This is a genomic window from Phenylobacterium deserti (genome assembly GCF_003254705.1).
GTDB lineage: Bacteria > Pseudomonadota > Alphaproteobacteria > Caulobacterales > Caulobacteraceae > Phenylobacterium > Phenylobacterium deserti.
The window spans coordinates 368,720-393,321 of record NZ_QFYR01000004.1 but is presented as its reverse complement, the minus strand read 5'-3'; the positions used below and the strand labels follow the sequence as shown (position 1 = coordinate 393,321).

General features: G+C 67.1%; 26 protein-coding genes and 1 tRNA gene. 12 read left to right on the top strand and 15 right to left on the bottom strand.

Annotated features, from left to right (window positions below; translation table 11 throughout):
- Positions 1-154: 154 nt before the first annotated feature.
- Entirely contained in the window at positions 155-1,117 is a 963-nt protein-coding gene (locus DJ018_RS16650) for a LysR family transcriptional regulator (RefSeq protein ID WP_111516092.1), read from the bottom strand.
- A 119-nt stretch (positions 1,118-1,236) separates the two neighbouring features.
- Between DJ018_RS16650 and DJ018_RS16645 the strand changes: the two genes are divergently transcribed.
- Together DJ018_RS16645 and DJ018_RS16640 are read left to right on the top strand one after the other, a co-directional pair.
- Complete coding sequence (locus DJ018_RS16645; RefSeq protein ID WP_111516091.1) at positions 1,237-1,566, top strand: nuclear transport factor 2 family protein; 330 nt, start codon at positions 1,237-1,239, stop codon at positions 1,564-1,566.
- Positions 1,563-2,351 (top strand): SDR family oxidoreductase, encoded by a 789-nt coding sequence (locus DJ018_RS16640; protein WP_111516090.1) that lies wholly within the window; start codon positions 1,563-1,565, stop codon positions 2,349-2,351. Before DJ018_RS16645 ends, DJ018_RS16640 begins: the two co-directional genes overlap by 4 nt.
- Positions 2,352-3,213: 862 nt before the next feature.
- Here the strand turns inward: DJ018_RS16640 and DJ018_RS16630 are convergent.
- A tRNA-Arg gene (locus DJ018_RS16630) sits at positions 3,214-3,290 on the bottom strand.
- A gap of 85 nt (positions 3,291-3,375) precedes the next feature.
- Between DJ018_RS16630 and DJ018_RS16625 the strand changes: the two genes are divergently transcribed.
- Positions 3,376-4,665, top strand: coding sequence for a dicarboxylate/amino acid:cation symporter (locus DJ018_RS16625; protein ID WP_165842960.1), 1,290 nt, complete (start codon positions 3,376-3,378; stop codon positions 4,663-4,665).
- Positions 4,666-4,668: 3 nt separating this feature from the next.
- Here DJ018_RS16625 and DJ018_RS19265 read toward each other — a convergent pair whose 3' ends face one another.
- The 6 genes from DJ018_RS19265 to DJ018_RS16600 all read right to left on the bottom strand — a co-directional run bounded on the left by DJ018_RS19265 (position 4,669) and on the right by DJ018_RS16600 (position 9,581).
- A complete protein-coding gene (locus tag DJ018_RS19265; RefSeq protein ID WP_165842956.1) occupies positions 4,669-4,818 on the bottom strand; it encodes a hypothetical protein in 150 nt (49 codons plus the stop codon).
- A 112-nt stretch (positions 4,819-4,930) separates the two neighbouring features.
- Positions 4,931-5,440 carry a CarD family transcriptional regulator gene (locus DJ018_RS16620; RefSeq protein WP_111516087.1) on the bottom strand — a complete coding sequence of 170 codons (510 nt, stop codon included), beginning with the start codon at positions 5,438-5,440 and terminating at the stop codon, positions 4,931-4,933.
- Positions 5,441-5,740: 300 nt separating this feature from the next.
- Entirely contained in the window at positions 5,741-6,082 is a 342-nt protein-coding gene (fdxA, locus tag DJ018_RS16615) for a ferredoxin FdxA (protein WP_111516086.1), read from the bottom strand.
- A 123-nt stretch (positions 6,083-6,205) separates the two neighbouring features.
- Positions 6,206-6,616 (bottom strand): DUF805 domain-containing protein, encoded by a 411-nt coding sequence (locus DJ018_RS16610; RefSeq protein ID WP_111516085.1) that lies wholly within the window; start codon positions 6,614-6,616, stop codon positions 6,206-6,208.
- 38 nt (positions 6,617-6,654) lie between these two features.
- Positions 6,655-6,939, bottom strand: a complete 285-nt coding sequence (locus tag DJ018_RS16605) for an RNA-binding S4 domain-containing protein (RefSeq protein WP_111516084.1) — start codon at positions 6,937-6,939, stop codon at positions 6,655-6,657.
- A complete protein-coding gene (locus DJ018_RS16600; RefSeq protein WP_111516083.1) occupies positions 6,936-9,581 on the bottom strand; it encodes a helicase-related protein in 2,646 nt (881 codons plus the stop codon). Before DJ018_RS16600 ends, DJ018_RS16605 begins: the two co-directional genes overlap by 4 nt.
- Before the next feature lie 272 nt (positions 9,582-9,853).
- Between DJ018_RS16600 and DJ018_RS16595 the strand changes: the two genes are divergently transcribed.
- On the top strand, positions 9,854-11,398 hold the full coding sequence (locus DJ018_RS16595; RefSeq protein WP_111516082.1) for a tryptophan halogenase family protein: 1,545 nt from the start codon (positions 9,854-9,856) through the stop codon (positions 11,396-11,398).
- A gap of 85 nt (positions 11,399-11,483) precedes the next feature.
- Here the strand turns inward: DJ018_RS16595 and DJ018_RS16590 are convergent, their stop codons facing one another.
- Complete coding sequence (locus tag DJ018_RS16590; protein WP_420849539.1) at positions 11,484-12,851, bottom strand: cation:proton antiporter; 1,368 nt, start codon at positions 12,849-12,851, stop codon at positions 11,484-11,486.
- A gap of 190 nt (positions 12,852-13,041) precedes the next feature.
- Between DJ018_RS16590 and DJ018_RS16585 the strand changes: the two genes are divergently transcribed.
- Complete coding sequence (locus tag DJ018_RS16585; RefSeq protein ID WP_111516080.1) at positions 13,042-13,293, top strand: type II toxin-antitoxin system Phd/YefM family antitoxin; 252 nt, start codon at positions 13,042-13,044, stop codon at positions 13,291-13,293.
- Positions 13,293-13,790 carry a type II toxin-antitoxin system VapC family toxin gene (locus DJ018_RS16580; protein WP_111516079.1) on the top strand — a complete coding sequence of 166 codons (498 nt, stop codon included), beginning with the start codon at positions 13,293-13,295 and terminating at the stop codon, positions 13,788-13,790. The genes DJ018_RS16585 and DJ018_RS16580 overlap by 1 nt, the downstream gene beginning before the upstream one ends.
- Here the strand turns inward: DJ018_RS16580 and cdd are convergent.
- Entirely contained in the window at positions 13,787-14,191 is a 405-nt protein-coding gene (gene cdd / locus DJ018_RS16575) for a cytidine deaminase (RefSeq protein WP_165842955.1), read from the bottom strand. The two genes, DJ018_RS16580 and cdd, sit on opposite strands and share 4 nt — an antisense overlap.
- A 408-nt stretch (positions 14,192-14,599) precedes the next feature.
- On the opposite strand from cdd, the gene DJ018_RS16570 reads away from it, so the two are divergent.
- Entirely contained in the window at positions 14,600-15,301 is a 702-nt protein-coding gene (locus DJ018_RS16570; RefSeq protein WP_111516077.1) for a peptidoglycan DD-metalloendopeptidase family protein, read from the top strand.
- A 331-nt stretch (positions 15,302-15,632) separates the two neighbouring features.
- Entirely contained in the window at positions 15,633-15,929 is a 297-nt protein-coding gene (gene rpmB, locus DJ018_RS16565; protein WP_111516076.1) for a 50S ribosomal protein L28, read from the top strand.
- Positions 15,930-15,994: 65 nt separating this feature from the next.
- Here the strand turns inward: rpmB and DJ018_RS16560 are convergent, their stop codons facing one another.
- Together DJ018_RS16560 and cobT are read right to left on the bottom strand one after the other, a co-directional pair.
- A complete protein-coding gene (locus DJ018_RS16560; RefSeq protein WP_111516075.1) occupies positions 15,995-16,975 on the bottom strand; it encodes an esterase-like activity of phytase family protein in 981 nt (326 codons plus the stop codon).
- The gene (gene cobT / locus DJ018_RS16555) at positions 16,972-18,921 is read right to left on the bottom strand and encodes a cobaltochelatase subunit CobT (protein WP_111516074.1); all 1,950 of its coding nucleotides are present in this window, start codon (positions 18,919-18,921) and stop codon (positions 16,972-16,974) included. The genes DJ018_RS16560 and cobT overlap by 4 nt, the downstream gene beginning before the upstream one ends.
- 147 nt (positions 18,922-19,068) lie before the next feature.
- Here cobT and DJ018_RS16550 point away from each other — a divergent pair, with 147 nt between their 5' ends.
- Positions 19,069-19,302 (top strand): hypothetical protein, encoded by a 234-nt coding sequence (locus DJ018_RS16550; protein ID WP_111516073.1) that lies wholly within the window; start codon positions 19,069-19,071, stop codon positions 19,300-19,302.
- A 53-nt stretch (positions 19,303-19,355) separates the two neighbouring features.
- Here DJ018_RS16550 and DJ018_RS16545 read toward each other — a convergent pair whose 3' ends face one another.
- Complete coding sequence (locus tag DJ018_RS16545) at positions 19,356-19,784, bottom strand: pyridoxamine 5'-phosphate oxidase family protein (protein ID WP_205853799.1); 429 nt, start codon at positions 19,782-19,784, stop codon at positions 19,356-19,358.
- Between the two features lie 201 nt (positions 19,785-19,985).
- Between DJ018_RS16545 and DJ018_RS16540 the strand changes: the two genes are divergently transcribed.
- The 3 genes from DJ018_RS16540 to DJ018_RS16530 all read left to right on the top strand — a co-directional run bounded on the left by DJ018_RS16540 (position 19,986) and on the right by DJ018_RS16530 (position 22,131).
- Positions 19,986-20,165, top strand: coding sequence for a DUF1328 family protein (locus DJ018_RS16540; protein ID WP_111516071.1), 180 nt, complete (start codon positions 19,986-19,988; stop codon positions 20,163-20,165).
- 77 nt (positions 20,166-20,242) lie between these two features.
- Positions 20,243-20,764, top strand: a complete 522-nt coding sequence (locus DJ018_RS16535; RefSeq protein WP_111516070.1) for a 2'-5' RNA ligase family protein — start codon at positions 20,243-20,245, stop codon at positions 20,762-20,764.
- On the top strand, positions 20,761-22,131 hold the full coding sequence (locus DJ018_RS16530) for a deoxyribodipyrimidine photo-lyase (RefSeq protein ID WP_111516069.1): 1,371 nt from the start codon (positions 20,761-20,763) through the stop codon (positions 22,129-22,131). The genes DJ018_RS16535 and DJ018_RS16530 overlap by 4 nt, the downstream gene beginning before the upstream one ends.
- Here the strand turns inward: DJ018_RS16530 and cobS are convergent.
- Both cobS and DJ018_RS16520 read right to left on the bottom strand, forming a co-directional pair.
- Entirely contained in the window at positions 22,128-23,129 is a 1,002-nt protein-coding gene (cobS, locus tag DJ018_RS16525) for a cobaltochelatase subunit CobS (RefSeq protein WP_111516068.1), read from the bottom strand. The genes DJ018_RS16530 and cobS overlap by 4 nt on opposite strands.
- Before the next feature lie 152 nt (positions 23,130-23,281).
- Positions 23,282-24,562: an MFS transporter gene (locus DJ018_RS16520; RefSeq protein WP_111516067.1), complete on the bottom strand. Its 1,281-nt coding sequence runs from the start codon at positions 24,560-24,562 to the stop codon at positions 23,282-23,284.
- Positions 24,563-24,602: the final 40 nt, after the last annotated feature.

Here is a 24,602-nt window from a genome sequence, read left to right as displayed (position 1 = left end):
TTAAGACTGTCCTCAAGGCCCATGCCCCACCATCAGCACGCGAGGAAGCAGGCGCTCTAGAGGTCAGCCTTGGGTCGGAAGCGGACCTTGGGAATGTCGGCTCGATGCGTTCGGCAGCGCTCGGACCCATGGCGAGGATCCGAGCGATCCGCCCTCAGGACCATCGTGCGCCGGCCGGCTCTGACTCAGGCGTATGATCCACTGCGAGCGCATCGCCGCTCGCAGCTGCGCCTTGTCGCCGTGCAAAGTCTATGAACGCCTTGAATGCGGCGGTCGGGTTGCGCCGGCTCGGGTAATAGAGGCTCAAGGGCGGCAGCGTGGGCGTCCAGTCCTCCAGCACCGAGACGAGGCGGCCCGCATCGATGTCATCGCGTACGTCGGACTCCATCGCCAGCGTAAGACCGACGCACTCCAAGGCTGCGGTGCGGGCGAGGCTCGCTTCGTCAAGGGTAAGGCCTCCGTCCACATCGACATGGATCGACTGCCCATCCTTCTCGAACGGCCAGCGGTAGATCGCGCCGTTGGGAAGCCGGACGCGTAGACAGGTGTGTGCGGCAAGGTCCTGCGGAACTGTCGGGGTTCCGCGCGCCTCGAGATAGCCCGGCGCGCCAACCACCACATTGCGACGAGGGCCGCCCAGAGGCAGGGCGATCATATCGACAGGCACGAGATCTTCGCTGCGCACGCCAAGATCGAAGCCACCCGCAACGATGTCGACTAGCCGGCCCTCCGTGACGATATCGATGTGGACCTGCGGATGCAGGCGCTGGAACGGCAGAACAAGCGAGGAAAAGATCTCACGTGCCGCTGTCGGAAAGGCGTTGATGCGCAGCGTACCCGACGGCGTGGCCTGCTGAGACCGGGCTGCCTCCATCGCCTCATGAATGTCACGGACCGCAGGCGCGACCTGATCGACGAACCGCTGGCCAGCTTCGGTGAGGGACACGCTTCGCGTGGTGCGGTTGAAAAGGCGCACACCGATCGCTCGCTCCAGCTTTCCGACTGCGTTGCTCAGCGCCGTCGTCGAGACGCCGAGCTCAACCGCCGCGGCGCGGAACTTACCACGGCGCGCAACCATGAGAACGGCGTCCAGTTCGGTCAGGCTGTGCTGTGCCATTGTCCTGCGTTCCGTGACAGATCGTCCCGTTTTGTCCCGATTATCCACAACCCTGTCCATGGCTAACTTGGCTGGGAAGCGCACCGTCATTGCGGCAGCGCCCAAGCAGGACAGGGACTATGTCGCTCGCACTTCCATCTCCGATCACCGCGTATGTGGCGGCCAACGCCAAGCTTGATGTTGACGGCATGCTCCAGCCGTTCGCGGAGGACGCCATCCTTCGTGACAACGGCGCGGTATTCAACGGACACGCTGAGATCCGCCGCCTGCTCGAAGAGGCGGTCGTCCCCGCAAGGGCGATCTTCACGCCCGACACCTCGCGCGTGGACGGCGGTCAGATTGTCGTCGAAGGCCCCGCCCATGGCGAGTTCCCGGGCAGCCCGATCCGCTTCACCTACCGCTTCACTCTCGAGGGTGACGCGATCAAAGCCGTGGAGATCACGGGATGAACAGCAAGATCGATCCCGCCGAGTTCGCCGGAAAGCGCGTGCTCATCAGTGGCGGCACCAAGGGTCTGGGCCGCGCCACCGTTGACCGCTTCGTGGCCGGCGGCGCCCGGGTCATCACCTCCGCCCGCGGGCAGCTTGAGCCCATCGACCGCGTCGAGTTCGTCCAAGCGGACCTGACAACGGCCGAAGGGGGCCACACCCTGGCGAAAGCGGCGCTCGATCGCCTAGGGGGCATCGACATTCTCGTGCATGTCCTCGGCGGTTCGACCACTCCGGGCGGCGGCTTCATCGCCTTGACGGACGACTTCTGGCTGTCCGAGCTAAACCTCAATCTCCTTGCGGCGGTCCGCCTGGATCGCCTCCTCCTTCCGCAGATGATCGACCGGCGCTCCGGCGCAGTGGTGCACGTCACCTCCATCCAGTCCGTCTTGCCCCTCCCGGACGCGACCACCGCCTACGCCTCGGCCAAGGCGGCGCTACGAACCTACAGCAAGTCCATTTCCAAGGAGCTTGGGCCCAAGGGCGTGCGGGTCAACACGGTCTCGCCGGGCTGGATTATGACCGAGGGCACAGACGTGTTTCTCAAGCGTCTGCAGGACGCCAACGGCGGCTCTCTCGAGGACGCGCGCAAGCTCGTCCTGGACGGACTCGGCGGCATCGCGATCGGACGCGGCGCCGAACCCTTCGAAGTCGCCGAGGCCATCGCCTTCCTGGCCTCAGACCGAGCCGCCTCGGTCCACGGCGCCGAGCTCGTCGTCGACGGCGGGACAGTCCCAACCGTCTGATCCTGACCTGCGTCCACGCTCCGCCTCAGGTGGTTGAGCGTGGACGAACACCCGACATCGCCGTGGCCACGACGACGGCTGCTTCCAGTCACAACGCGATCTCCGCTTGCCACCCCGAGCGGTAGCTCGGAGCGTCCGCTCTCCGCGCCGGCCGCTAACGTCTGCTTCAGGCGCAAGGCAGCCAGTCCTAGGTTGAACCGGCGGGTAGGGTGGCGGCTCGCGGAGCAGACGCAGGAGGTCAAACGGGCGTCCGGCATTCTTCTTGCAGGGTGGAGTTGCACTGTTTGAGGGTTCTATGAACATCCCACCGAACCACATCATGCCGAGCTCAAACCGATCTCCGTCTGCGCTTGCGGAGATCGCTACTCGCCCCCCGATCAAGCAAACGATCGAATGGCCGAAGTTGCGGCCTGAGGATGCCTTCGTCCCGGCTATCTCCTACCGAGTTGACGGCTCAATCGACACCACCCATGCGAGCAGGCCAAAGCCCGCGCTGAATACGCCGAGCGGGTCCCAGCTGACCTTCCCCTCCCAAGAGGAGGCAGCCCCGAAATGGCAGTGGCCGCTAGGAAGCGTGCTGTTGAGCCAGATCATGGCGCGGAGGCAGGGCGCGAACGACTAGACGTTCCTCGCTGAGCGGAAGTTGCCACCTGCCGACAAGCCGATCTCCGCGCGGCTGCGGTGTAGCCATCGCAAGTACCCGACAGAAAGTATCCGCGGCAGCTCCGGCCTGATGCTGTGCTCGCGGGGCGTAGGAGGCCTGTTCATCGCGAAACGAGTCCAATGTCCGCGCCTAGCGCAAAGCGGCTGTGGCCAGCCTTAACTTGTTTTTGGGCCACTCTTAGGTGGTCCCAATACAGCGTGGCGGCCCGGGAGGGACTCGAACCCCCGACCTTGGCTTTAGGAAAGCCCTGCTCTATCCGGCTGAGCTACCGGGCCACGCGTGGGGCGTGATAGCCTGTGCCCGGCGGACCTGCAAACGCCGCGCGGCGGAGAGGGGCGAGGGATGGGTTGGAGCCGGTACCTGCGCATCCTGTACGTGCAGGTGCTGATCGCTGTTGTTCTGGGCCTGGCGGTAGGCGCGATCTGGCCGGTGTTCGGCGCGTCGCTGAAGCCGCTGGGCGACGCCTTCATCAAGCTGATCAAGATGGCCGTGGCGCCGGTGATCTTCTGCACCGTGGCCGGCGGGATCGCCCGCATGAGCGACATGAAGGCGTTCGGCCGGCTGGGCGCCCGCACCTTGATCTACTTCGAGGTGGTCTCGACCCTGGCGCTGGTGATCGGGCTGGTGGTCGGCCGCACCCTGCAGCCGGGGCGGGGCTTCAACGTCGATCCGGCGAGCCTCGATCCGTCGGTGGGCGCCGGCTATGCCGCCAAGGCGGCGCACGGGGAGGGCCTGGTCGAATACCTGCTGCACCTGATCCCGGACACTTTCGTGGGGGCGTTCGCAGGCGGCAATCTTCTGCAGGTGCTGGTGATCGCCATCCTGACGGGCTTCGCCTGCGCGCGGATGGGCGAGTTCGGCGAGAAGGTCGCCGGGGTGCTGGACGAGCTCTCGCAGCTGTTCTTCGGGATCATCGGCGTGGTCGTGAAGCTCGCGCCGATCGGTGCGTTCGGGGCGATGGCCTTCACCATCGGCCGCTATGGCGTGGAATCGCTGATCAACCTCGGCGCCCTGATCGCCACCTTCTATGTGACCGCGCTGCTGTTCGTGCTGGTGGTCCTGGGCGGGATCGCGGCGGCGGCGGGCTTCTCGATCCTGAAGTTCATCGCCTACATCCGCGAGGAGCTGCTGATCGTCCTGGGGACCTCGTCCTCGGAGTCGGTGCTGCCGCAGATCATGCTGAAGCTGCAGCGGCTGGGGGCCGGCAAGGCGACCACGGGGCTGGTGATCCCGACGGGCTACAGTTTCAACCTCGACGGCACCAACATCTACATGACGCTGGCGACCCTGTTCCTGGCGCAGGCCACGAACACGCCCCTGACGCTCACCCAGGAGCTGACCCTGCTGGGCGTGGCCATGCTGACGTCGAAGGGCGCGAGCGGCGTTACGGGCGCGGGCTTCGTCACCCTGGCCGCGACGCTGGCGGTTATTCCGGACCTGCCCATCGCCGCCCTGGCCCTGCTGGTGGGCGTGGATCGGTTCATGAGCGAGTGCCGGGCGCTGACCAACCTGGTCGGCAACGGCGTGGCCACCCTGGTTCTCGCCCGGTGGGAAGGCGACCTCGACCGCGATCAGCTCAAGCGCGAACTCAACCAGGGCCCCGGCCGGTCCGGCGCAGAGCCGGTGCTGGCCAGCGTCGAAGAGGACTGAGCGTTAGCTACCCATGCCCATGAAGGCCAGCAGGCCGATGGCGGCCAGCACGATCACGGCGATGATGATGGCGAGGGTCCAGCTTTCCGGCCCGCGACGCTGGCTGGAAGGGCTGGAGGTTTCGTCGTTTCGGCGTCCGGCGGCTTCGGCCATGGTCTGCTCCTAGATCTGTCGGAGAGAGAACCCGGCGCGCGCGGAGCCGTTCCGGAAACGAAAACGCCCGGCTCGAAGGCCGGGCGTCTCGATGTTCGTCAGATCGGAAGGCTTAGGCCGCGGCGGCCTTCACCAGCGACTTGTTCAGCAGGCTGATGGCGGCGTCGCGGTCGATCTGCTCGATGGCGGCGACTTCGCGGGCCATGCGGTCCAGCGCCGACTCGTACAGCTGACGCTCGGAATAGGACTGCTCCGGCTGGTTCTCAGCGCGGTGGAGGTCGCGGACCACCTCGGCGATGGAGATCAGGTCGCCCGAGTTGATCTTGGCTTCATATTCCTGGGCGCGGCGCGACCACATGGTGCGCTTCACGCGAGCGCGGCCCTTCAGGGTCGTCAGCGCCTGGGAGACCACGTTGGTCTCGGCCAGCGGCCGCAGGCCGGCGGTCTTGGCCTTGGCGGTCGGCACGCGCAGCGTCATCTTCTCGTGATCGAAGGTGATCACGTAGACTTCCAGTTTGAGACCGGCGACTTCCTGGGTTTCGATCCCCTGCACCTGACCCACGCCATGGGCCGGGTAGACGACGTGATCGCCAACCGAGAAATCGTGACCGCTCTTGCTCATCGGAAACCCTCTCAATATGTCCTGATCCGGCGTGCCGGATCTCTGACGCGAGCAACCGCCAAGCGACAGGGCCACGCTCTCCGCAATGGGGTGCGGCGGCTCGTCGTCTGGCGGAAAATAGACCTCTTAAGACACCTTTGGCCTTATCCCGGCTGTGAAGGCGGGCGGCTGTTCTTGTCGGAAGACGGGCAGGCCAAAGCCTTTATCGCCACGTCAGACATGACGATATCATAAAATTCAGCCGAATGAAAGGCTTGGTCCCGGAGGTCTGCGCCCCGTTGCGAGGCGCGACTGTAGTGGTCAGGAGCCGCGGCCGGGCTTTGGAGAGAAATACTTCTCAAGCTTGCCGCTCTCGCGCTCGTATTGTTCGCGGTCTGCGGGGGGCTCGCCCTTCACCGTGATGTTGGGCCAAACCTTCGAGTACTCGGCGTTCAGCTTCAGCCACTTGCCGTCCGGATCATCTTCAGTGTCCGGCTTGATGGCGTCGACGGGGCACTCCGGTTCACACACGCCGCAGTCGATGCATTCCTCGGGATTGATGGCGAGGAAGTTCTCGCCTTCATAGAAGCAGTCGACGGGGCACACCTCCACGCAGTCCATGAACTTACATTTGATGCACGGATCCATCACGATGTAGGTCATGGCGGCTCAAGTACTCCGGAAAGGCCCCCCTTCGGGCGCGCGCGGGTTTTCACGGTGCGCCCCAAGATTGTCAATGCCGGGCCCGCGGCTGGGGCTGCAGGATTTCTGAAAGCTGCAGCAGCGCTATCGGCCAAGCAGCACTTGCCTGGCGGTGAAGGGCGGCGGCGGCCCGAAGCGGTTCTCCTGAGCGTCGCCGGGGACGGCGCCGATCCAGGCCACCCCAACCAGCTCAGTGAGCGTCGCCAGGCCCGCCGCCATTTCCAGGCCGGTGACCGTCATCAGGGCCAGCATGAGAACCAGAGGACCGAAGATCACCAGGGCGGCCCACCAGCCGGTGCGTCCGAAATCGTGAAGGCGCCGGATCATCATGAGCATCAACGCCATGGCGCCGCCAATGGCCGCTCCGCCGATCTGGCTAAACAGCACGCCCAGGACGATGATCAGCGCGACCATGATCCAGTATTCGCGGCGACCGGCGCGACCCTGAAGATACCACCAGAAGGATCGACGCTTGCGCGCAGGCTCGACGCTCATCCCAAACTCCTAAGCGTGGCGTGAACGTAATGAGAACTTCAGCCGCCGTCCAAGGTCGAGTAGAGCCCCCGCGCCTCCGTCGCCGGACCGCGTCGATCGCCAAACGCTTCCACGGCCACAGCGATCAGCCGCCCTCCCAGAGCGAACACCAGCTGGTCCCCGACCTTGAGAGTGCGTGCCGGCTTGTCGAGGCGCGTTTCTTGCCCCTGGCGAGTCATGCGCACGCGACCTTCCTCGACGAAGCGGGCCGCCATGGAGCGGGTCTTGAAGAAGCGGGCGCGCCAAAGCCAAACGTCGGCGCGGCAGGCATCGGCCTCGCTCATGCGGTCAGCGCCGCGGGCTTGCGTCGACGGGGGCGGCGGCGTCGGGCAGGGGGCGTGATTGCGGCCGCGTCGGGCTGGGCTGTCGGGAGCCCCTGCGCCGGCGGCCTCTGCGCCCGGGTTCTGGGACGCTTCGGAAGTGGAGGCGAAGCGGCTTGCAGAGCCGCCAGCGCGGCGAACGGCGAGTTCGTGCGGACCGCAGGCGCGGCCGCCTTGGCGGGCGCGTTCATGCCGCGCCGGCGCCAGGCCGTAAGTTCACCGGCCTTGGCCCTGTTGGCGGGCGCAAAGCCAAGGCCGCGGAGAATGTCGCGCGCCTCTTCATCGCTCCAGCCGAGCGACTCGCGAGCCTCATCGGTGAACACCACGCCGCCCGACTGCTTGGGCCCTTCGCGAAGGAGCTCGTCGAGCCGCTCCAGTTGGTCGACCGGAATGGCGCGGCCGCGAACGGAGCGCAGGCCGTAGGCGGACAGGGCCCTGGCGTTGGGCGGCGGCTGCGGCAGCAGGCTCATGGCGGCGATCGGCGGGCTCCAGCCCGGCGCTTCGCGGGCCGCGAGCGCCTGGGTCAAGGCGCGGGCTTCCGGCTTGAGCAGGCCCGGCATGTAGATGGAGAAGGCGCCGATGCGGACCCCAAGGCCCCGCAAGGCGCGCCGTTCGACCTGGCTTAAGGCGCGGGTCTCCTCGCGCACCTCGTTGCGGTCCAGCAAGCCGCCGGCCTCGATGAGGCGATAGGCCAGGCCGCGGGCGAGGCCCTTGAGCTTCCCGTCCGCCACGGCCGCTTCGAGCTTGCGCAGAGGCGAGAGCCGGCGAGCCGCTTCGCCGGCGACAAAGGCCTCCAGACGCCGAGCAGCGCGCTGGCGGGCCTGCTCGTGTCCAAGCTCGCCGAACAGGCGGACCCGCGGTGCGAAGGGCTGGCCGCCCGACAGCGCGCCGGCCGCTTCGCCGCGCCAAAGGACGACGCCGTCCGGCGTCAGGGCGAATGCCTCGTCCGCCTCGGCGGCAAGCCGGCCGAGCCGGCGGGAGATCTCTGGCGCAACGGCGTGCGTGGCGGCGGCCCGCAGAGCTTTCTCCTCCAGGACGGAGGCGCCCTGGGCGGGCTCGAACTGCACGCCGGTGAGCTTGCCGACATAGTGGCCTTCGACGGTGACCGCGCCATCGGCGCCGACGCCGGCCAGCATGTCCTCGCGCACCCGCAGGCCGCGCATGAGGGCGCTGGTCCGTCGATCCACGAACCGCGCCATCAGCTTCTCGTGCAGCGTATCGGAGAGCCGGTCCTCGAGCTGGCGCGTCTTGCCCTGCCATCCCGCAGCGTCGTGGAGCCAGTCGGGCCGATTGGCGACATAGGCCAAGGTGCGGACGTTGGAGAGCCGCTGGGCGAGCGCGTCGATCTCGCCGTCGGTCCGGTCGAGGTGCGCGTACTGCTTGGCGATCCAGTCCTCCGGGATGCGGCGCCGGCCGCCTGTCAGGTGGAAGAAGAAGTCCTTCACCAGGCGCACGTGGTCGTCGGTGGCCACCTTGCGGAAGTCCGGCGTCTGGCAGACGTCCCAGAGGCGAAGCAGGGCGCTGCGATCGCGGGCGCGATCGGCGACGTCGGGATCGGCCGCCAGCTGACGCAGGGTGGTCTCGTCCAGGGCTTCGGCGGCAAGCTTCAGCCCTTCGCGATCCGGCGTCTGGGCCAGCGAGCGCAGGAGGTTGGGCAGGTTGGAGAAGTCGAGCTTGTGATTGCGCCACTCGGCGCCGAGCACCGGCTCGAATTGGTGGTTCTCGACAGCCTCGACGAGGTCGGGATCCATCTCCTCGGCCTCGCCGGTGACGCCGAAGGTGCCGTCGCGCTGGAAGCGCCCGGCGCGGCCGCCGATCTGGCCGATCTCCTGCGGGTAGAGCCAGCGGGTGCGCTTGCCGTCGAACTTGCGAAGACCGGCGAAGGCCACATGGTCGACGTCCATGTTGAGGCCCATGCCGATGGCGTCGGTCGCCACCAGGAAGTCGACCTCGCCGGACTGGTAGAGCTCGACCTGCGCGTTGCGGGTGCGCGGGCTGAGCGATCCCATGACCACGGCGGCGCCGCCACGCTGGCGGCGGATCAGCTCGGCGATGGCGTAGACCTGGTCGGCGCTGAACGCGACGATGGCTGAGCGGCGGGGCAGGCGCGTCAGCTTCTTGGAGCCGGCGTAGGTCAGCACCGACAGCCGCTCGCGCGACACGATCTCGGCGTGCGGCAGCAGGCGACGGACCAGCGGCGCCATGGTGGCGGCGCCCAGCAGCATGGTCTCGCGGGTCCCGCGCGCATGCAGCAGGCGCTGGGTGAAGACGTGGCCGCGCTCAGGATCGGCGCAGAGCTGGATCTCGTCGATGGCGACGAACTCCACCTCACGGCTGAGCGGCATGGCTTCGACCGTGCAGACGAAATAGGTGGCCCGCGGCGGGACGATCTTCTCCTCGCCGGTGATCAGAGCGACGGAGCGTGCGCCCCTGAGTTTGACGATGCGGTCGTAGATCTCGCGAGCGAGCAGCCGAAGCGGCAGGCCGATCATGCCGGACGCATGGCCCAGCATGCGTTCGACGGCGAGGTGCGTCTTGCCGGTGTTCGTCGGGCCCAGGACCGCCACGAGACGGGGCGGCGCCGCGCCGGAGGGGCGGTCGCTCATGGGATGAAAATGGGGGCGAGGGCAGAGTCGAACAAGCGCAGCCTAGGGTCACCTGACGAGGAAGCAGGACGTGCCTCGCAACCGGCCAACGCTTTCGAACTCCTACGCAATTACCTGCACAACAGTCAGGACGCCCGATCAGGCCTTACTGTTCCAGAGCGCGTCATTTCACATCCCGCCGCCCTGCGCCTTGATGATGGTGGGCGCGAACCTTCCGCTATAGTGTCGATAGGCCCCGCAACCGGCGGCGCGACCGGAGATCCTCCGCTTCCATGGACCGCAGGCGCAGCATCCTCATTGTCGGCGGCGGGACGGCGGGATGGCTGACGGCGGCCTATCTGGCCAAGTTCCTGGAAGCCTCGGGGCAGGGTGCGCTGACCATCACGGTGCTGGAGTCGCCGGAGATCGGGATCATCGGCGTCGGTGAGGCGACGTTTCCCACCATTCGCACGACCCTGCAGTTCCTGGGGATCGACGAGGCCCGGTTCATCCGCGAGACCTCCGCGACGTTCAAGCAGGGCATCCGCTTCACGGACTGGGCGCGGGCGCCCACTGACGGCCGGCAGAGCCACTTCCTGCACCCCTTCGAAGCGCCGCTGCATCCGGACGGTGCGAGCCTGGTGCCGTACTGGCTGTTGCAGGACGAGCGGGATCGGGCGCCCTTCGCCGAGGCGGTGACCATCCAGGCGCGAGTGGCCGAGGCGCGGCGCGCGCCCAAGCGCCCGCACGAGGACGCGTTCACCGGGCCGCTCAGCTACGCCTACCATTTCGATGCGGCGAAGCTGGCGGCGCTGCTGACCCGGCGCGCGACCTCGCTGGGAGTTCGGCACCTGCAGGATCAAGTCCGCCAGGTGCAGCTGGATGAGCACGGCGCGATTTCGCAGGTTGTCACCGACGCCAACGGTGCGCTGGAGGCCGACCTCTACATCGACTGCACGGGCTTCCGGGCCGAGCTGATTGGACGAGCCCTGAAGGCGCGGTTCAAGCCGGTCAGCCGCTGGCTGTTCACCGACCGGGCGGTCACCGCCAAGGTGCCCTATGCCCAGCCGGACGCGCCTCTCGAGAGCTACACCATCTCCACCGCACATGAAGCCGGCTGGATCTGGGACATCGGCCTGAACGGCATGCGCGGGATCGGTTGCGTCTACTCCAGCCGCCACATGAGCGACGAGCGTGCGGAAGGGGTGCTGCGCAGCTATCTGGGCCCGGACGCAGAGCCTGTGACGCGGCGCATCGCGTTCGAGGCGGGCTATCGCGAGCGGCAGTGGATCAAGAACTGCGTCGCTGTCGGACTGTCCGCCGGGTTCCTGGAGCCTCTCGAGTCCACCGGCGTGGTGCTGATCGAGGCGGCCGCGGCGATGATCGCCGAGTTCTTCCCTCACAACGGCCCGATCGACGCGCCAGCTGCGCGGTTCAACGAACTGATGACGGCCCGCTACGACAACATCATCAACTTCCTGAAGCTGCACTACTGCCTGAGCCAGCGACCTGAACCCTTCTGGCTCGACAACCGCGACCCGGCGTCGATCCCCGAGCGCCTGGCGCAGCTTTTGGAGCAGTGGCGCTATCGGCCGCCCAGCCGGTTCGACTTCAACCTGGATGTCGAGACGTTCGCCTTCTTCAACTACCAGTACATTCTCTACGGGATGGGGTTCAGGACCGACCTGACGCCAGGGCGGAACGACTTCCCGAATGTCGGCGCTGCGGAGAAGGTGTTCGCCAGGATCCGCGCCTACGGCGAGCGGGCCAGCCAAGACCTGCCGGGCCATCGTGAGCTGATCGAGCAGATCAACGCAGAAGCGCCGCTGCCAGCCTGACAAAAGAAACCCCCGCCTGCAGGCGCAAGCGGGGGCTCTTCGAGGCGCGGGAGGGAAGGGAGAACCCGCGCCAGGGAGGGAAGCGTCAGGCCGCCTTGGCGAGCGGACTGTCCAGGGCGTCCAGCTCGCCGGTTTCCCGAGCCTTCTTGCCGTAGACCAGCTCGAACAGAGGGCTCGCCATCACGGTGGTGACGATGGCCATCAGCACCAGCATGGAGAACAGGGTCGGACCGATGATGCCCTTCTGCAGGCCGATGTTGATGATGATCAGCTCCATCAGGCCGCGGGAGTTCATCAAGGCGCCGATGCCCAGGGCCGTGCGGTTGTCCTCGCCGGAGAAGCGAGCGGCGACGTAGCAGGCCACGCCCTTGGCGACGATGGAGGCCAGCAGCACGCCCAACGCGATCAGCAGGAGCTGGGGCGAGTTCACCATGTCCATGCGGGTGTTCAGGCCCGAGTAGGTGAAGAACATGGGCAGCAGCAGGACGACAGCCATCGGCTCGACCTTGCGCTTCAGCTCCTCGACGAACAGGCCCCGGGGCATGAACACGCCCAGGATGAAGCCGCCGAAGATGGCGTGGATGCCCACCGCGTCCATGATGAAGGCCGAGAGGCAGAAGAGCATCAGGGTGACGCCCATCACCGTCAGGCTCATCTCGCCTTCACGCTCGACGATGCGGCCAAGCGGCGCCAGCAGCCGCTTGCCGAACAGCGACAGGAACAGGACGTAGGTCAGGCCGCCGCCGATCGCGAGCACGGCCACGCCGGGGCCTGCGCCAAACGTCGCCAGCACGATGGCCAGGACGCACCAGGAGCAGGCGTCGTCGAACGCGCCGGCCGTCAGGGACAAGGTTCCGAGCGAGGTCTTCGCCAGGCCGCGCTCGTTGATGATCCGCGCCAGCATGGGGAAGGCGGTCAGGGCGATGCAGGCGCCCATGAACAGGGTCGCGTTCGCCTGGGAGATGCCGTCGGCGAACAGGCCCGGCACCTTCAGCAGCCACGGGGTGATCAGCACCGCGATGAGAAAGGGGGCGATGATGCCGGACAGCGATACGCTCATGGCGCTCTTGGCCTTGGAGCGAAAGTGGCCGGCGGCGAAGCTGGTGCCGACCATGAACATGTAGAGGCCGACGCCGAGCTGGGCGCCGACGTAGAGCACATTCTTGGTTTCCTTGGGGAACAGCGCGCCCTGCATCTCGGGCAGCAGCAGGCCGAACAGCGAGGGGCCGAGCACCACGCCGGCGATCATCTCGCCCACCACCTGAGGCTGGGCGAGGAACTTCTTGCCGAGCCAGCCGACCACGCGGCAGGCCAGCAGGATCACCGCCAGCTGCATGAAGAAGTGCACGCTGAAGTCGGTGGGCGTGTAGCTGTGCGGCGACGTGGGCGTCGGCGGCCCGTGCGGCGACAGGATGTTTGCGGCTTCGTGAGCGGCCGCTTGCAGCAGTTCCAACAAGTCTTTCCCTCCCCCTGTCCTCGGCGGCTTAGCCGGGCGGTGCGTGAACGCAGCGCAGGAGGGGCAGACTCCGCAAAACGGCGCAACGCCAAAGTGAAGGTGAGCAGAAGATTGTTTTTGCTGCGCTATTCTTTGTTGCTGCGCGGCCACAAGGTAGTAACGTACCTACATCGCGAGGAGCGCGCCCATGAAGGTGATGAGCAGCCGTGAGTTCAATCAGGACGTCAGTCAGGCCAAGCGCGCGGCGCGCGTGGAGCCGGTGTTCGTCACCGACCGTGGCAAGCCCACTCATGTGCTGATGAGCGTGGAAGCCTACCGGAAGCTCACCGGCCGCAACGAGAGCATCGTCGATCTGCTGGCGCTGCCGGCGGGGCCTGAACTGGATCCCGCCGCCCTGAGCGCGGGCGGCGCCTTCGACCGCGAGCCCGGCGAGCTCTGATGTTTCTGCTCGACACCGAAGTTGCTCTGGAGCTGAGGAAGGCGAAGGCTGGCCGCACGGACGCTGGCCTTTCCGCGTGGGCGGCGAGCGTGCCGCGGCAGAACCTTTTCCTCTCGGCCCTCAGTCTCCTGGAGATCGAGACGGCCACGGCACGGCTGGAGCGGCGGGACAAGGTGGGCGGACAGGCAATGCGGACCTGGATCTCCGACCAGCTTCTGCCGGCGTTCGACGGGCGGGTGCTGCCCATAGACGTCGCCGTCGTTCGCCGCCGTGCGCAGTTGCCCTACGCCGATCCGCGGGACGCCCTGCTCGCAGCGACGGCGGTGGAGCACAGCCTGACCCTCGCCACGCGCAACGTGGCGGCCTTCAAGGCTGGACGGGTGAAGCTCTTCAATCCTTGGGGCTACCGACCCGACGCGGCGGAGGACGAGGGCGATTGGGGGCAACTCGCCAAGAGCGGACCGCTCTGGCTGAAGAACCTTTTCGTGCGCTCCTAGGCGCGCCCGCGCAGCCGAAAGCCCAAGGGAAGCAGTTCCTCGATCGTGTGGCTTTCCTGCGCCCCGTCAGCCGAGAGGCTGACGATCTCGCAGCCGTCCTGCGCGAACTCGAGGATCTTCTGTCGGCAGCCGCCGCACGGCCAGATGAAGCCTGGCAGGGATGATGCCAGCCACACCCGCGCGATGCGGTTCTGCCCGCCCGTCACCAGGGCCGAGATGGCGCTGGCTTCCGCGCACACGCCTTCAGGATAGGCGCTGTTCTCGACGTTGACGCCGAAGTGGAGCGCGCCGGCCGGGTCTTCCACGGCCGCCGCCACGTGCACGCCCGAGTGCGGCGCATGGCTGTTTGCCAGCAGGGATCGCAGCTGCTCGCCCACGGCCGGCGCGGAGATCGCGTTCATGGAATGAAGATGTCCCGCGGGTGAAAGGGACGATGCACTGTAGGGGCCCGGCGCGTGCCGTCCAGCCTTCAGTGCAAACTGCGCCGGCCGAAGTGAACTGGAGTGAGGCGCCAGGCTCCGACTGCTAGAGCGACCCATGTCCGACAACACTGCTTTCAGCTGCGCGCCGAGGTGGTGGTGACGATCCTTGGGGCCTGCCTGATCCGGCGCCGAGCAGGGCGCCTGTGTCCGTCTGTCGCATAACGATGGGCGTCCACTGACCCCACGTACCACTCAGGCGAGTGAGCGCCCAAGGCTCCGCTCAGCCACAAAAGGGCCGTCTCTTCCGGCTCTTAGGAGTGTCCGCATCCCTGAAGCCGGCGACAAAGTCCGGCGCGGAGCGGCTCAATCGAGAATGGTGGGACATTGATGAACAGCGAGCGCCTGCGCGTTTCCGAAAAGCTGAAGGGGCGTATCGCCCAGGCCTCCGCCCTGGCGCTGGTGGTCGCAGGGACGGCCGCCATCGCAGCCCCCGTCGTGCACCGGGCGAACCTGACGGCCGCACGGACGGACGTCTTCGCAGTGGTTCAGCAGGCCGCGGGCCTCGCCGCCGAGTTCCCGACGCCGCAGGCGGAGCGCCTGGTGTGGGAAGGCGTCGATATCGATGGCGACGGCCAAGCCGACTTCGCCAATCCAACCGGCCAGGATACGCGCAAGGTTGACGCTTACGGTTTCGGAGAGTTCGGCGCCTCGCGCGACGGCGGGTCGCGCCGGCACGAGGGCGTCGATTTCATCGCCGACGCCGGCCAGAAGATTGTCTCGCCGATCTCCGGCTATGTGACGAAGATCGGCTACGCCTATGCGGGCGACTCGAACCTGAAGTTCGTCGAGATCACCAACCCTGCGCTGCACTACGCGGCGCGCGTCTTCTACATCGACCCAACGGTGGTGGTGGGGCAGACGGTGGCCCTGGGCCACGCCATCGGTACGCACCGCACCCTCGAAACCAAGTACCCGGGCGGCATGACCGACCACGTTCACCTGGAGATCATCGACAAGCGCGGCCGGCGCATCGACGCCACGCAAGTGATCGAAGCTCGGTACGAAGTGGTGGGCCGGGCGCGCGGCTAGGCTGCTCGAACTCCTAAGGTCCTGAAGCAAACGCCCGCGCGCCGCGCGGGCGTTTTCGCGTGCGGAGCGAGGATGAGTGGGAAAAGTAGAACGCGGCCAAAACGAATCGGGACCGAATCGGTGACTCGGCCGAATTCGATGTTTGTTCTACGCTAGATATGGTGGGCTGACTCGCAGCGAGCCACAACGAGCTCGGCTATGCGGCGCCTGAGATGACGCAGATGGCCGCCTTGCCTTGACGTGCAGGGAGTCATTCCTCTATATCGCCCGCTCCCAGCGCGGACCCCTGGTTCAGCGCGTTTCTTTATTTCTACGCGAAGGTTCTTTCGCCATGTCGCGCCGCTGCGAACTCACGGGTGTCGGCCCGCTGGTCGGCCACAATGTGAGCCACTCGAACATCAAGACGAAGCGTCGCTTCCTGCCGGCGCTGACGCCCGTCACCCTGCAGTCCGAAGCTCTCGGCCAATCCTTCAAGCTGCGCGTCCGCAACGCGGCGCTGCGCACGCTGGACTTCAAGGGCGGCCTCGACGCTTTCCTGCTGAAGGCCCGCGACGAGGAGCTGTCCCCGCGCGCCCTGAAGATCAAGCGCCAAGTGAAGGCCAAGCTCTCCGAGCAAGCGGCCGCGTAAGGCGTCTCGACAGTCTGTCGTTCCTGAGAAGGGCCGCTCTTCGAGCGGCCCTTTTCTTTTGCGCCTCAGGGACGCGGCGCGGGCGGGGTCCAGTCGAAGGCCAGCAAAAGGGTGCGCTGGGCATCGGAGAAGTTGTCGTCAGACAGGATGTAGAAGCGCAGGCGACCATCTGGCTGCGGGACCGCGGCGATGGCTTCGAAGTTGTCCATGGAGAGCGGCGGGCCGAGCCTCACCTCGTCCACGATCCGACCATCCTGAGAGACCACCCGGATGATGCTTCGGGTCACGTGCAGGAGCTCCCAGCCGCGAAGCAGGTGAGCCACCGCGCCGCCCGGCAGGGCGTCCATGGCCACCAGGCGGAAGTCTTCCGACAGCTGCACCGTCCGATGAGACGCGCAGGAGGTCGAGAGGCGACACAGCCAGGTGCGGCCGGTGTTCTCCTCGCCCACAAGGTAGGCGTCTGCGCCGGCCTGAGGGTACGGCGCCAGCGATTCCATCCCACCATTGAGCTCGAACTCGACGTCCGGCATCGGCGCGCTGCGAGGCGGTCCGCCATCGCCCGGGTAAAGCAGGATGCGGTGGTTCTGCTCGAAGCTGATCAGCCGATCGCCGTTTGCGAATTCGACGATCCCTTCGGCGTCACGCTCGCGATCGCCGAGGGCGAAGAGCTGGCGACCTTGGCCGTCCTTGAGCTCGCGCAGCACGGTTGCGGTGAGGCCGACGAGACGCCCGGCTTGGTCGAGCACCAGCCGGCCTTCCAGCTGATCGCCCTGGTCGCCTTGTGCGATGAAGCGGCCGTCCGGCCATGCCTTCAGGTCCGACAGCCCGTGCAGGCGTGAGGTTTGATCTGAGCTGAGTTTCAAGCCGCCCGCATAGGTGAAGCGCCCCACGCCGGTCTGCGAGGGCACAAGCGGGTTGAGGGGCACGGGCGTCGCCTGGACCTCGATAGCGGGTCCGTAAGCTACGGGCGCTGGCGGCAGGCGGGCGGTGTCCTGGGCGCACCCAGCCAGCAGCAGAAGGGCTGCAAGCGCGCCGAGGGACCTCACGCCACCGACCTGCGGACTTCCTTGAAGGTGGAGCGGCGAACCCCTGGCTGGGGCCCTTGTGTGCTGGGCGGCGGCTGCAGCAGGCCCGCGCCGCCACGCGCGACCTGCTTGGGCTCTTCGTCGAACAGGCCGGCCAGCTGGTCGACGATCGCGCCGGCGAGCTGCTCCACGTCGACGATGGTCACGGCGCGGCGGTAGTAGCGGGTCACGTCGTGGCCGATGCCGATCGCGATCAGCTGCACCGGGCTCTTGCCCTCGATCTCGGCGATCACCTCGCGCAGGTGCCGTTCGAGATAGTGGCCCGAGTTCACCGACAGGGTGGAGTCATCCACCGGCGCGCCGTCGGAGATGACCATCAGGATGCGGCGCGCCTCCGGCCGGCCGATCAGCCGCTGGTGCGCCCACAGCAGGGCCTCGCCGTCGATGTTCTCCTTCAGCAGGCCCTCGCGCATCATCAGGCCGAGGTTGCGTCGCGCGCGACGCCAAGGGGCGTCGGCCGCCTTGTAGATGATGTGGCGCAGGTCGTTCAGCCGGCCCGGCTGCGCGGGCTTGCCGGCCTTCAGCCAGTCCTCGCGTGAGGTTCCCCCTTTCCAGGCTCGGGTGGTGAACCCGAGGATCTCCGTCTTCACGCCGCAGCGCTCCAGCGTCCGCGCCAGGATGTCGGCGCAGACCGCAGCCACCATGATCGGTCGGCCGCGCATGGAGCCGGAGTTGTCGATTAGGATGGTGACCACCGTGTCGCGGAAGTCGGTGTCCTTCTCTTCCTTGAAGGAAAGAGGCGCCGTGGGATCGATGATGACGCGGGTCAGGCGCGCCACGTCCAGCATCCCTTCCTCGAGGTCGAAGCTCCAGGCCCGGTTCTGCTGCGCCAGCAGCTTGCGTTGCAGCCGGTTGGCCAGTCGGGAGACCACGTTGGAAAGGCTGGCGAGTTGCTGATCGAGATAAGCGCGCAGGCGCGTCAGCTCCTCGCCGTCGCAGAGTTCCTCGGCCGCAACCACCTCGTCGTGGGCGGTGGTGAACACCTGATAGGTGATCGGCTTGCCCTCGCCCTTGAAGTCCGGTCGGGCCGGCTGGTCGCCTTCGCCCATCTCGGGCGGCTCTTCGGCGTCTTGGGCGTCCGGATCGGCCTCGGCCTGCATGAGCTGGGCTTCGGTTTCCTGGCTCTCCTGGGTAACCGTTTCGCTGTCGTCACCTGCGGCCGACTGAGGCGACTGGCCCTCGCCGTCGCCGTCGTCGTTTTCCTCGCTGGCTTCGGGCTCGCCCTCTTCGCCGGACTCCTCCTCGGCTTCGCTCTGGTCAGGCGAGTCGAGCGGGTCGTCGCTCATGGACAGGTCGCGCAGGATCGCCCGGCTGATCTTGGCGAAGGCCGCCTGATCGTCCACGGCCGCAAGAAGCCGATCCAGATCCTGCCCGGCCTTGTCCTCGATGCCGGCCCGGAACAAGTCCATCAGCGGCTTGGCCGCCGCCGGCGGCGGCTCGCCCGTCAGCCGTTCCCGAACCAGCAGCGACAGGATGTCGGCCATGGGCGGGTTGGCGAAGGCCTCGGCCTCGTTGAACGCCCGCTTGGCCCAGGCCTGGTCCATGACCGCCTTGAGGTTCTCGCGCACACCGCCCAGGGCGTTGGCCCCGATGGCTTCGATCCGGGCCTGCTCGATGGCGTCATAGGCCGGCGCGCCGACCGGAGAAGAGGGACGGCTGCGGGCGTGGGCGCCGGGATCGTGGTGGGCCAGCCGCAGGGCCATCTGATCGGCGAGCCCGCGCAGACGCGCCGCCTCGCTGGGCGTCAGGTCGCGGGGCGGGTGGGGCAGAACCGCGCGATTGCCGGAAAGCTGCGGGCCTTCTCCGGAGAAGACGATCTCCAGATCCGGCGTTTCGGCCAAGGAGCGCGCGGCGTGAGCGAGGGCGCGCTTGAACGGCTCGACGGGGCTTTCAGGAGTCTTGGCCATGTTCTGAGCCCTTCTAGATCAGGGCTCGGTGCGCGCGAAACAAGGAAGTGGGCGCGCGCATCCACCAGCTCCCGCGCAACCTAACAAATGCAACCTATCACGAACTCGTGCGCTGAAGCTTGGTCGGGGTCCAAATCCGGAGGAAACATGCGTCTCGCCACTCTCATCGTCGCCGCCTGCGCGGCCGTCAGCCTGACCGCCTGCAACAGCCAAGCCGACAACGCCGCTGAAGCGAAGGCCGACAACCTGGAAGCCCAGGCCGCCGCCACGCCGAACGAGTCCCAGGAAACTGCCCTGAACAAGCAGGCCGACCAGATCGAACAGCAAGCCGGCAACGCCGACGGCGGCGCGACCACCAGCAACACGCCGACCACGCACTAAGCCGCGTGGCTTCAGGGCGGGGCCGCCCTGCACGGCAGGCTCCGCCGACCGGCTCAGGCGACCGGGATCTCGCCTTCGTCGCCGCCGTCCCAGTAGTGGATGCGTTCGGCGCGGACCTTGATCATGACCACGCCGGGCGTGTCCGGGCCGTTCTCGAACCAGCGATCCAGATCCTTGGTCCAGTGTTCCTGGAACTGCGCCTTGTCGCGGATGAGCTCGGCTCGCCCTTCGATCGTGATGAACAGTGGCGGCTTGCCCAGCAGCCCTTTCGAGCCCTGCAAGGACATGCCGACCTGCGGATCACGGGCGATGTCGCCGGCCACGCGCGAGTCGTCCCAGGCGAAGAAGTAGCTGTCGCCCTCGTACTCCACCTCGCCGTTGTTGCTCATCGGGCGCCCCGCCAGGGCGCCGCCCTCCGTCCGCGTGAAGACGGTGGTGAAGTCGATGTCGCGCATCTTCTGCGACAGGTCTTGGAGCGTCATGTCAGCCACGCTTAGGCCTCCATTTTATCTCTCGGTTGCAAGAGAGAACGCGGCCGGGCGGGATTGGTTGGCGAGGAACACGATCCTGAGGCGTCCGGGCTGCGCAGATAGAACCTGAAGTAGTCGAGGAACGCGGCCGTGCAGACCTGCGTTTCTGAAGCAAGATGCGGCGACCGTCGCCGCGAGAATAAGAGACGAACAATGCTCAAGTGGGCTCTGATCTTTGCGGTGGTCGCCCTGATCGCCGCCGCCCTCGGCTTCGGCGGCATCGCCGGCGCAGCCGCCGGCATCGCCAAGTTCCTGTTCTTCATCTTCGTGGTGGGCTTCATCGTCTTCGCGGTGCTCGGCTTCATGGCCGGCCGGAAGATCACAGGCAGATAGCGGGACATCCGCACACCTGAGGAAAGCCGTCCGCGAGGGCGGCTTTTCTTTTGCCTGCAACCTGCCGAAGAAGGCTCATGGCCGCCGCCCCGCCGTTCATCGTGACCGCCGCCCTGGAGGACAGCGCCTTCGATTGGTTCGACGACCTTCGGCGCGCCCACTTCCCGCCCGAGCGCAACAAGGTGCCCGCGCACCTGACGCTGTTCCACCAGCTTCCCGGCGAGCACGAAGCGCAGGTGGCAGAGACGCTGAAAGCCGCGTGCCAGGCCGCAGCCGGGCCGATGGCGATGACCGTCCGCGGGCCATGGTCGCTGGGACGCGGCGTGGCGTTTCGGCTGGCGTCGCCAGACGTCGAAAGCCTGCGGGGGCGCTTGGCGCAGGCGTTCGAGCCGTGGCTGACGGCGCAGGACAAGGCGCCGTTCCGGCCGCACATCACCGTCCAGAACAAGGTCGAACCGGATCAGGCCAAGGCGCTGCTGGAAGCGCTGCAGCATGACTTCCAGCCGTTCGAGATCGAGGCCGTGGGACTGCTGGTGTGGCGCTATCTGGGCGGGCCGTGGGAGCCGGTGGCGCGCCTGCCGTTCGGGGAGACACGATGATCCAGTCCAGTCGCATCAAGGTGCTGAACGATGCGCCGGAACGGGCGGACGGCGCCTATGTCCTCTACTGGATGCAGCAGTCGCAGCGCGCTGAGTTCAACCCTGCGCTGGAGTTGGCGATCGAGGAGGCCAACCGCCTGGGGCTGCCGACCGTCGTAGGCTTTGGCGTCACAGCCTACCCGGAGGCGAACGCCCGGCACTACGACTTCATGCTGCGAGGTCTGGCCGAGGTGCAGGCGCGGCTGGTGGAGCGAGGCGTGGCGTTCGTCATCCGCCGCAAAGCGCCCAACGAGCTGGCGCTGGAGCTGTCGCGGCAGGCGGCTCTGGTGGTCTGCGATCGCGGCTACCTCAAGCCGCAGCGCGCCTGGCGCGAGGCATTGGCCAAGACCATCGACCGGCGGCTGATCCAGGTGGAAGGCGACGTTGTGGTGCCGGTGGAGACCGCGTCGCCCAAGCACGAGTTTGCGGCGCGGACGATCCGTCCGAAGATCCAGCGGCTGCGTGAAGACTACTTGGTGGATCTGCCGGCCACGCCCGTCTCAGTGCGGGCGGACCAGCTGAACCTGGCCAGCAACGTGGATCTGTCGGACATCGCCGCCGTGCTGGTCGAGCTGAAGCTCGATATGTCCGTCGGGCCGGTGAAGCGCTTCGTGGCGGGGCAGGCTGCGGCGCGCGAGCGCCTGGCGCAATTCTTGGAGGACGGGCTTGGCCGCTACAGCGCCGAGCGCGGCATTCCAGAGGCGGCAGCTGGCTCGCACATGAGCCCCTATCTGCACTTTGGGCAGATTTCGCCAGTGGAGCTGGCGCTGGCGGCGCGGGAGGCGAAGCCAGGCTCGGAGGATCTGGCGAGCTATCTCGAGGAGCTCATCGTCCGGCGGGAGCTGGCCATGAACCACGTGTTCTACGAGCCGGCCTACGACGATTATCGGACTCTGCCCGAGTGGGCCCGCAAGACCCTCGTGGCGCATGCGGCCGATCCGCGTCCGCACCTTTACACCCGCGAGCAGTTCGAGGCCTGCGAGACCCACGACCGATACTGGAACGCCGCGATGCGCGAGATGCGCGAGACCGGCTACATGCACAATCACATGCGGATGTACTGGGGAAAGAAGATCCTCCAGTGGTCGCGCACCCCGGAAGAAGCCTGGGACGTCCTGCTGCGGATCAACAACCGCTGGTTCCTGGATGGCCGTGACGCCAACAGCTTCATGAACGTCGGCTGGATCTTCGGCCTGCACGACCGTCCATGGGGACCGCAGCCGGTGTTCGGCACGGTCCGGTCCATGGGGCCGAACACCTTCAAGAAGTTCAACGCCGAAGCCTATGTGGCCGCGGTGGACCGCCTCGTTGAAGCGGAGCGGCCTTAAGCCACCCGCACCCGGGCCGTGCTTTCCGGCAGGTCCTGTCCAAAAGCGCGCTGGAAGAACTCGGCGACGGTGCCGCGCTCCAGCTCGTCGCACTTGTTCAGGAAGGTCATGCGGAAGGCGAGGGCCACGTCGCCGCCGAAGATCTCGGCGTTCTGGGCCCAGGTGATCACCGTCCGCGGGCTCATGACGGTGGAGATGTCCCCGTTCATGAACGCGTTGCGGGTCATGTCCGCCACCCGGACCATGGCGTTAATGGTCCGGCGGCCCTCGGCGTTGTTGTAGCTGGGAGTTTTCGCCAGGACGATCTCGGCTTCCACGTCGTGGGCCAGGTAGTTCAGCGTGGTGACGATCGACCAACGGTCCATCTGGCCTTGGTTGATCTGCTGGGTGCCGTGATAGAGGCCGGTGGTGTCGCCCAGGCCAATGGTGTTGGTCGTGGCGAACAAGCGGAAATAGGGGTTCGGCCGGATCACGCGGTTCTGGTCGAGCAAGGTCAGCTTGCCCTGCGCTTCCAGCACGCGCTGGATCACGAACATCACGTCCGGGCGGCCGGCGTCGTATTCGTCGAACACGAGGGCGATCGGCCGCTGGATGGTCCAGGGCAGGATGCCTTCGCGGAATTCGGTGACCTGCTTGCCGTCCTTCAGGACGATGGCGTCCTTGCCGACGAGGTCGATGCGGCTGACGTGGCTGTCTAGGTTCACCCGGATGAGCGGCCAGTTCAGGCGGGCGGCCACCTGCTCGATGTGGGTCGACTTGCCGGTGCCGTGATAGCCCTGAACCATCACCCGCCGGTCATAGGCGAAGCCAGCGAGAATGGCGCGGGTGGTCTCGGGATCGAACTTGTAGGCCGGGTCAGCTTCCGGAACGTGCGCATCGCGCTCGCGGAAGGCCGGGACCTGCAGGTCGAAATCCACCCCGAAGGTCTCGCGTGCGTTGACCTTGTGGTCCGGAACCAGGGTGACGAGCTTGTCTTCGGTGGTGTCTTGGATGGCCATGGCGAGGTTCGATTACAGGCTTGGGACAGCGGACGCAAACGGGGCCTGACCCGAGACGTTCCGTATGAGCGAGGAGGTGAGCGACGCCGTCAGGGACGCGCGCCGGCTGGGCCTCCCATATAGGAACGCAGCCGCCGATCCGGAGCGGCGCCTTACTCTTCGCCGAGCTGCTGGCGCAGGGGCCACAAGGCCAGGAAGCTCACCAGAGCGGCCCCGCCGAGGTAGATTCCTACCGGCACCAGCCCGCCTCGATCGGCGAGCGCCTGGGCGATCATGGGCGCCAGGCCGCCGCCCAGGATGCCGCCGATGTTGAAGGCCATGGACGCGCCCGTGTAGCGCACCCGCGCCGGGAAAAGGTCGGGCAGGAAGGCGCCCAATGGGCCGTACACGAAGCCCATGAAGAACAGGGTCAGCGAGAGGAAGGCGGCTACGAGCAGCAGGGAGCCCGCGCCCATCATCAGCGGCAGAAGCACGCCGGCCGCGACGACCATCAGGCAGCCGGCCATCAACACTCGCCGGGGGCTTGAAGCGTCGGCCCAGTAGCCCGCGGCGATGATGCCGGCGGCCATGAACAGGATTGCCCCAAGCTCCACGCCCAGGAAGATCTCGCGCGGGTAGCCGAGGGTGCCGACGCCGTAGCCGATGGCGAAGGCGGTGGCGATGTAGAAGGTGGCGAAGCAGGCCACCACGGCGAAGGTGCCGCCCAGGGTGCGCAGCGGAAAGCGGGTCAGAACCTCGCCCAGCGGCACCTTGGCCGGCGGCGCATGCTCGAGGGCGGCTTTGAACGCCGGGGTCTCCGTGAGCTTCAGACGCACCCACAGGCCCAAGCCCACAAGGATGGCGCTGAGCAGGAACGGCAGGCGCCAACCCCAGTCGCGGAACTGGTCGGGGGTCAGGAACAGGCCCAGGATCAGGAACAGGCCGTTGGCGGCGATGAAGCCCACCGGCGCCCCCAGCTGCGGGAACATGCCGAAGCGGGCGCGATAGCCGGGCGGAGCGTTTTCCACCGCCAGCAGCGCCGCGCCGCCCCACTCTCCGCCAAGCCCAAAGCCCTGGCCGAAACGCATGAGGCAGAGCAGGGCCGGCGCCAGCCAGCCGACCATGGCGTAGGTGGGCAGGAAGGCGATGAGCAGGGTCGAGCCGCCCATCGTCATCAGTGAGGCCACAAGCGTCGACTTGCGGCCGATCCGGTCGCCGAAGTGGCCGAAGAAGGCGGCGCCCAGCGGCCGCGCGAAGAAGGCGACGGCGAAAGTCGCGTAGCTGCTGAGCAGCTGGGCCGACGCCGAAGCCTTGGGGAAGAACAGCGGGCCGAACACCAGCGATGCGGCCGTCGCATAGATGTAGAAGTCGTAGAATTCGACGGCGGTCCCCACGAGGCTCGCCGTCAGCACGCGGCGGCTCGAAGGCCCGCCCGCGCTTGCACGCTGGTCCATAGCTTGTTCCGTTTCCCCCCGCCCTTTCAGCTTGGCTAGG